The sequence below is a fragment of the Candidatus Accumulibacter aalborgensis genome (assembly GCF_900089955.1).
Lineage (GTDB): Bacteria > Pseudomonadota > Gammaproteobacteria > Burkholderiales > Rhodocyclaceae > Accumulibacter > Accumulibacter aalborgensis.
On record NZ_FLQX01000058.1, the window covers coordinates 1 to 1634 of the forward strand.

At 63.3% G+C, this 1634-nt stretch carries 2 protein-coding genes; both read right to left on the reverse strand.

Going from position 1 to position 1634, the window contains the following annotated elements:
• On the reverse strand, nt 1-1257 hold a 1257-nt coding region (istA, locus tag ACCAA_RS04490), incomplete at its 3' end, for an IS21 family transposase (RefSeq protein WP_186406049.1).
• A partial coding sequence (locus ACCAA_RS04495) for a hypothetical protein (protein WP_186406050.1) occupies nt 1254-1634 on the reverse strand: 381 nt, incomplete at its 5' end. The genes istA and ACCAA_RS04495, both read right to left, overlap by 4 nt.

The following is a 1634-nucleotide window of genomic DNA, read 5'->3' on the forward strand; positions in this document are numbered from 1 at the left end:
ATGGATCTCGACCAGCGCCACGATCTTGCGCACGTGCACCATGGCGTTACCGCGGCGCTCGCACAAACCGGCGTAATACGCCGCAGCCTGGGGCGAAAGCGCGAGAAAGCGTTGCAGCGCATGCTGATCGCGCGCATGTCGACGCTGTTCGAGAAGCGCTTTAGGATGATCCGGATCCTCGATATCCTGATGGCGATCGAACGACCGGGCGTGACGCGCGATCAGCACTTCCCCCTGATACACACACAAGCGATCCGGGTACGCCTTGAGCACCACCTGGCTGCCGGCAAAGCGCGCCGGTACCGAATAGCGATTCCCGTCAAAACTCACCCGGAACTGCCGATTGGCGCGCACCGTCAGGACGCGCCCGGGATCGAAAGGTCGCGGATTGACCGGCTGCAGATAAGCGTGTTCCTCCGCCCACAAATCGATCGGACGGCGATGCGTCTCCCCATGGACCCGCACATCGGCCACTGACTCGAGCCAGTACCGGGCCGCCGGGTTGAGTGCGGCGAAGCCTGGCATTTCCAGGCCGCGCAGAAAATTGCCTTTGACATAGCCGACACCGCGCTCCGCACGTCCCTTCTCATTGCCTTTGGCCACCGCACAGGCAACAATCTCGAAGCCATAATGACGCGCAAAGTCGAGGTAGCGCGGATTGAACACCGGAGGTTGGCCGCGGGGATGCGAGAGCACTGCCGAGCGCAGATTGTCGACCATCACCTTCCTGGGTACGCCGAGCACGTTGAAGGCATTCATGTGCGCCGTGAGGAAGTGCTCCATGGTCTGTGACCACATGAACTCGACGTACATCCGCCGGCAATAGGCCAGGACCATGACGAAAAACGACAGCCGGCGGCGCGTACCGCCGACGGCGATCGTGCCCCATTCACCCCAGTCAACCTGGGCGCATTCCCCGGGAGCAAAGGCCAGGGTCAGGAAGGCTTCACGTGGACGCGGGCGGACGATGCGCACGTAGTCCTTGACAATGCTGATGCCGCCGGCAAAACCCTCCTCGCGCAGGCGCTGAAAGACTTGTTGCGCGGTGAATGGGTGGGCCTCCAGCCAGCGGACGATGCGTCCCTTGAAAGGGTCCAGCCGGCTGGGGCGCTTGGGCGCTTGACGCGGTTGATAGGGGTGCCCAATCCAGCGGCGCACGGTCTTGATGTTGCACTGGAGTTCGGCCGCCAGTTGCGCGGCGGTCAGGTGCTCGTCATTGCCTTTCTGGATGGCACACCACGTGGCGTAGTCGATCATGGCCGTCCCCCCAAAATCGCGTGTAGACGTTCCAGGCGGGCAGCGACCGGGAGCGGGGCTTCCAGGTCCAGGCTGAGAACCTGGTACAACGGGGGATCAAAGGCGATCAGATCGAGCCCGATGAGGTCGTTGCGGGCGCGTGCGAGACGAAGCGGATCCAGGCGCAGGCGCCGGCAGAGTGACGCATCGGCGTAGTAGCTCAGCCCTTCCGCGTCGGCCACCGCGACGAGAAACAGGTACAACGCCCAGGCGCAGACGTCAGCCCGCTCAATGTGGTGGTCCCGCACCAGGCGATGATCAAGCCAACTGAAGTGCTCGGGCACCTGGCGCAGACGCTCCGGGTTCAACACCCGCTTGGTAATCGTCATGGCGATCTC